This window comes from Oceanobacillus halophilus, assembly GCF_003628505.1.
GTDB classification, from domain to species: Bacteria; Bacillota; Bacilli; order Bacillales; family Amphibacillaceae; genus Oceanobacillus; species Oceanobacillus halophilus.
This window is the reverse complement of sequence record NZ_RBZP01000041.1, coordinates 1-5,236: the sequence shown is the minus strand read 5'-3', so window position 1 is coordinate 5,236 and position 5,236 is coordinate 1. Positions and strand designations below refer to the sequence as shown.

Genomic DNA, 5,236 nt, shown 5'->3' with positions numbered 1-5,236 from the left:
AGTCGGTTGATAGAGGGAGTGAGTCGGTTGATAGAGGGAGCGAGTCGGTTGATAGAGAGAGCGAGTCGGTTGATAGAGGGAGCGAGTCGGTTGATAGAGGGAGTGAGTCGGTTGATAGAGGGAGTGAGTCGGTTGATAGAGGGAGTGAGTCGGTTGATAGAGGGAGTGAGTCGGTTGATAGAGGGAGTGAGTCGGTTGATAGAGAGAGTGAGTCGGTTGATAGAGGGAGTGAGTCGGTTGATAGAGGGAGTGAGTCGGTTGATAGAGGGAGTGAGTTGGTTGATAGAGAGAGCGAGTCGGTTGATAGAGGGAGTGGGGCGGTTGATAGAAAGACCAAGTCGGTTGATAGAAATCAGGGGACGAGGAACCTGTCCCCGCGTCCCCCCCACACTCGCGTCCCCCGCCTATCGTAATCGGGTATAAACGAGGATGCTTGCTATGATTATGGTTTGTGTGATGAAGGTGATGCCGTCCCAGAAGTAGGGGGTTGCTGGTGAATAGGTTGTTAGGTGGTGGAGGCTTTGGGAAAATGCAAATAGGATTTGTGGCAGGAAGTAAAAGATGAGTAATCCAGCCATTAGCATCATTCCGAGAAGGTAAAATAGACTGTAAAATCGAATGATGGTGACTTCGGATTTTTCGAAAATTGCTTCCTTATTCCTTCGATCCTGTTTTCTTAAAGGAATCCATTTACTCAATAATTGCTGACTGCTTTCCATCAGGTTGTAACAGCCAGTACTATTTTCCACCACGTAATACAGATCAGTTTTCATGTAGAAACAGCATTGATAGATAAATTTAATAAAGATATCAAAGATGATCAAACTTATTATTCCTGCTAGCAATGAATTACTGCCTGCAGAAAAGAAAGAGATAGAAAGAGCGAGAAAAAGAATTACTTGTTCGAATGACATTCCTGCTAAATAAAGTTGATTCCGCTGTTTGGGGCTGAGTTTCCAAGCGGTGGTTAAATCCGTTTCAAATACTACCAAAAAAAGCCGATTACCAATATTCAGCTTGGTTGGTAGGCCATGGGCGCGAATCGCAAGAATGTGTCCTGATTCATGTATCAATATGAGAATTAACGAAATAATCATATATGTCACCATATTCATCATCATCGAGTCGAACAGAAAGATGTCGCCATAATTAGGAAGAAGGTGAGGTTTCCAAATGAAAAATAGAATGTTGGCTAGGAAAATAAGTCCATACACTTTGTTCGTCAGGCCATTAAAAAAGAACTTCCCTAACCACTGAGGAATCCATTCCAACCCTGCAGGTGACTGGGTCTGCTTCTCCCGAGTCAAGATTTGTCCATCCAGTTCTTTGACGAGTCCGAAGTCTATCAATTGCTCCGTAAAAGAAATCAGCTCTACGTCTTCCTCTGGGTAGCGAATAACAAGAATGTCTTCCATTTCTCCTAGTGTTTTCCCTTCCTGCATCATTTCGATGGCATCGATGCAAACTTTGGGCATTTCGTAATAATTGCCGGATTGCTCATCTTCTACGATATAATGTTTTTTATCAGGGCGAATGGATAAGGAGTGTAAAGATACTGTAGACTGCAGGGTAATTTTCATCTAGTATTCCTCGCTTTTTTTCATAATAAGAGGATGCTAGAATTCTGTTCCTAACATCCTAACACGGGAGTTATTAAGGTTTCATTGCCCACCAGCACCACCAGCAGGTTACTTTAATTTTGTTTAGTTTTTTAATTTTCATCGTGTGACACCCCCTTTCATTGAGAAATCTTAGCTTCGATATTTCTGATGATAGGCCTTCCACGAAGGGTACACGTCTTTAAATGCCTCTACCAGTTGAGGGTCAAATTGCGTTCCTTTCCCGTCCATAATTCGTTTGTATGCTTCTTCGTGAGGTAATGCCGCTCGGTAGGATCTGGTAGTAGTCATGGCATCAAAAGCATCGGCAATGGCTGTAATTCTTGCCAACAGTGGAGTATCTTCTCCTTTTAGGCCGTTGGGATAGCCTTTTCCATCCCAGCGTTCGTGGTGATAAAGAATAATATCCATGTACTCCGAAATGCCCTCCACGTCTTGAACTGCCTTTGCTCCAACGGTTGGGTGCTGTTTAACCAATTCATATTCCTCTTCTGTTAATTTTCCAGGTTTGGTTAGTATACTATCTGGAATATGGATTTTCCCGATATCATGCAAGAGGCAAGTATAGTAAATCGTCTGGAGTTGATTCTCCGTAAACTTTCCTGTTGTTTTGGCCAACATAATCGCGTAATCTGCCACCCGTTCACTATGTCCTCTCGTGTATGGATCTTTCAGTTCAAGGGTAGCAATTACCCCTTTAACAATGCCTTCGAGTTGCTTGCTATAAGAATCCTTGACCGCATCCACATAACTGAGGAAACGATAGAGAAGCAAGGAAGCAATGAGTGCGATAACCAGCACCATAAGCATTGGAAATAGGACAATAGTATCCTGGAGCACTACACCAATTATAGCAAATTTTAGTACGGTTCCTAAAAATACGGTGTAAAAAAATCGTTTGCTAATAAACATTGGTGAAAACAATACAATCATGATTTCCGCTATGTTTCCACTAGCATAAGTTGACGCATTATCCCAATATACGAACAAATCATGGAAAATGTACAATATCGTATAGGTGAAAAATACCATGTATTTTATCTTTTCCGGTCGCTGCTTTTTCATAAGATAATAGGCAATCGGAATAAGACTAAGCATAGCAACATATAGAAAGATATTTAGACCGAAATTAGATGGGAGTGCTTCAATTCTCCAAGGTGTTACAGGTAAGATATAATGATAGGTAATATCATAGCCAAAAAAGATAATATAAAATAGCCATAAAAACCAGATGGTTGCTCGTTTTTCTTCGTATAATAAAGAATCGCCAATTTTTGTTCCCATTTTATTCTTATTATTCCTCTCTAAAAAAAGCTAAGTATGAGTGATGTCACCGTTGGGGCGTTGGTTTACTCGATAACTTCTCGTCATACATATTTTCATCAGAAACAGCCAGTAACTGTTCAATGGTTTGTCCATCTTGCGGATAAAGCGCAATCCCGGTGGATAAACGGATGTTATTTTCACTCTCCAACATAAACTTATCCATATCAGCATTGATCTGCTGAATAATTTTATTCAAAAAATCCCTATCCGCATTTGGGCAAACGACTAAAAATTCATCCCCGCCCCATCTGATAAGGATGTCTTTTTTCCGAACGTTTCCTATGATAATATGGCAAAGCTCTTTCAATACCATATCCCCATACTCATGTCCATGGGTATCATTCACACATTTAAAATTATCGATATCTAACGTTAATATAGCAAGTGCTGTATGACTTCGCTGTGCATTTGTGAGCATTCGAGGTATCATTTTATCCCCGTATCGGCGGTTATATACTTTCGTTAAAGGATCCTTAAAAGTGAGGAAGTGATACTTATCATATAAGTATCCAATATACCAACCGAGACTAGCATAGACACAACTAAAGATAATAGCCAGAGGTACCAGCCGCTCAGCCAGAACCATTTGCGTGATAGATGTAATTATAATTAATAAGAATAAGGTAAATCTACCAGTATATCTCATCACAATCTCCTATAAACTTCAATATACCTAATTATAATATTAAAACACACTACTGTAAATGGCGGGGGACATGGGGACAGGTTCCATGTCCCGGCTTTGTTGAAAAGGGTAGGCGGTTGAAAGAAGGATTGGGGAGATTGATAGAAAAGGGTGGGACGACAAACCTGTCCCCGCGTCCCAAGCTAGGTATAAGGTTCTGAAAGATTTGTGGGGGTATTGTGAAACTAGTACTTTTATCAAAGGTATTTTTAGTAAGGAGGATTCATTTTTAATTATTGGGAAGGGATTTGGTGGTAGAAGGGGAAAGGTTTAAAGAGAATATAATTATTGGAGGGGTATGGATGAAGAGAAGAGGAAGAATTGCGTTATTGAGTGGGGCACTTTTATTAGGGACTGGTTTGGTAACGCCGGTCGCGGATACGCCAGTAGTGTCTGCTGATACGGAGGTTCAGAAGCCGGCTATTTCTGGAATGATTAGTCATGAAGAATTAACACGTAAACTAGAGCAGATTGAACGAATTAGCCAAGGAGAAGTTTCGGTAGAAGTTGCTGGTTATTCTAATCATGGCAGGGAAATTTATAAGGCGACCGTTGGTACAGGGGACAAGGTTGTGTTAATTGAAAGTGAAATTCATGGAAACGAAAAAGTTGGTACAAAGGCTTTGTTGAACATAATAAAGGAACTTGGAACTTCCAATAAGCCGGAGATTAGACAGCTTCGTGAAGAATTAACAATTGTTGCTATGCCTATGGTGAACCCGGATGCTACGGAATTAAATCGGCGCGGGAATGAGATGACATGGGAAGAAGTAGTAGAAGATTTTCCACAATTAGAAGGTGTTTCACCTACATGGAACTATTATACGTATCAAAATCAATACTGGGATTATTCATCAAATCCTGGGTTTGACGTGAACCGTGATTTCAATCCTGATTTGGATTATGTCCCACAAGCAGATGATTTCCCTGGTCAATCATCTGAGCCTGGTTGGTTTATCACTCCGGAAGCTCAAACCATTCGTGATGTTTACAAAGGTTTACAAGAGGAATTCGGAAAGGTGGATGTTTTCGTTGACCTTCATCACCAAGGCGAGTATGTCATTGATGGGACAGACGATCCGGTTACATTCTCACTTTCAGGGGTATTTGTACCAGATCCAAGTTCACCTGAGGGAGAAAAATATAGCGAGTATGCTGATACGTACGATGTAGAGTTCTCAAAACAGCTAAACGTCGCTATTTATAATGCTATGCAGGAAATGGGGAACTCTCCAATTGGGAATATTTCACTTTATCCGCAAGACTTGGATTTACCCGGAACGGCTTTAGGATCCTTTGCACTTAATGGAAGTGGAGCAGTTTTATTTGAAGTGACTGGGCAAACACAAAGTTATGGACAGAAGAAGCTCGGACAATTAACCAAAGCAGTGGAAAGAGGGCTGCATGGCATCTTAAACGGAGTAGCAACTGGTGATGTTTACGAGCTTGATGCAGATAAGTATGATGATATTCCTTTGACGGATAGATAGGGACAAGGGGACAGGTGAAGGCCACTGAAAAAGTCCCTCAGAACAGCCAACAAAAATGATTTGTTAGCTGTTCTGTTTTATAATCAAAGTAATAATGATGAAAGTAGTGGGTGATT

Annotated in this window: 5 protein-coding genes; 2 read left to right on the top strand and 3 right to left on the bottom strand. The window is 40.9% G+C overall.

Translation table 11 applies throughout. The features are described from left to right. Nucleotides 1–423: methyl-accepting chemotaxis protein (locus D8M06_RS19930; RefSeq protein ID WP_206613301.1), on the top strand; the 423-nt coding region annotated here is incomplete at its 5' end. Here the strand turns inward: D8M06_RS19930 and D8M06_RS19545 are convergent. The 3 genes from D8M06_RS19545 to D8M06_RS19535 form a co-directional block, all read right to left on the bottom strand. Then, on the bottom strand, nucleotides 405–1,580 hold the full coding sequence (locus D8M06_RS19545; protein WP_121206240.1) for a peptidase: 1,176 nt from the start codon (nucleotides 1,578–1,580) through the stop codon (nucleotides 405–407). The two genes, D8M06_RS19930 and D8M06_RS19545, sit on opposite strands and share 19 nt — an antisense overlap. Nucleotides 1,581–1,751: 171 nt before the next feature. Beyond that, the gene (locus D8M06_RS19540) at nucleotides 1,752–2,903 is read right to left on the bottom strand and encodes an HD-GYP domain-containing protein (RefSeq protein ID WP_121206239.1); all 1,152 of its coding nucleotides are present in this window, start codon (nucleotides 2,901–2,903) and stop codon (nucleotides 1,752–1,754) included. Between the two features lie 46 nt (nucleotides 2,904–2,949). Further along, a complete protein-coding gene (locus D8M06_RS19535) occupies nucleotides 2,950–3,591 on the bottom strand; it encodes a GGDEF domain-containing protein (protein WP_121206238.1) in 642 nt (213 codons plus the stop codon). A 341-nt stretch (nucleotides 3,592–3,932) separates the two neighbouring features. On the opposite strand from D8M06_RS19535, the gene D8M06_RS19530 reads away from it, so the two are divergent. After that, entirely contained in the window at nucleotides 3,933–5,120 is a 1,188-nt protein-coding gene (locus D8M06_RS19530; RefSeq protein ID WP_121206241.1) for a M14 family zinc carboxypeptidase, read from the top strand. The last annotated feature ends 116 nt before the right edge of the window (nucleotides 5,121–5,236 follow it).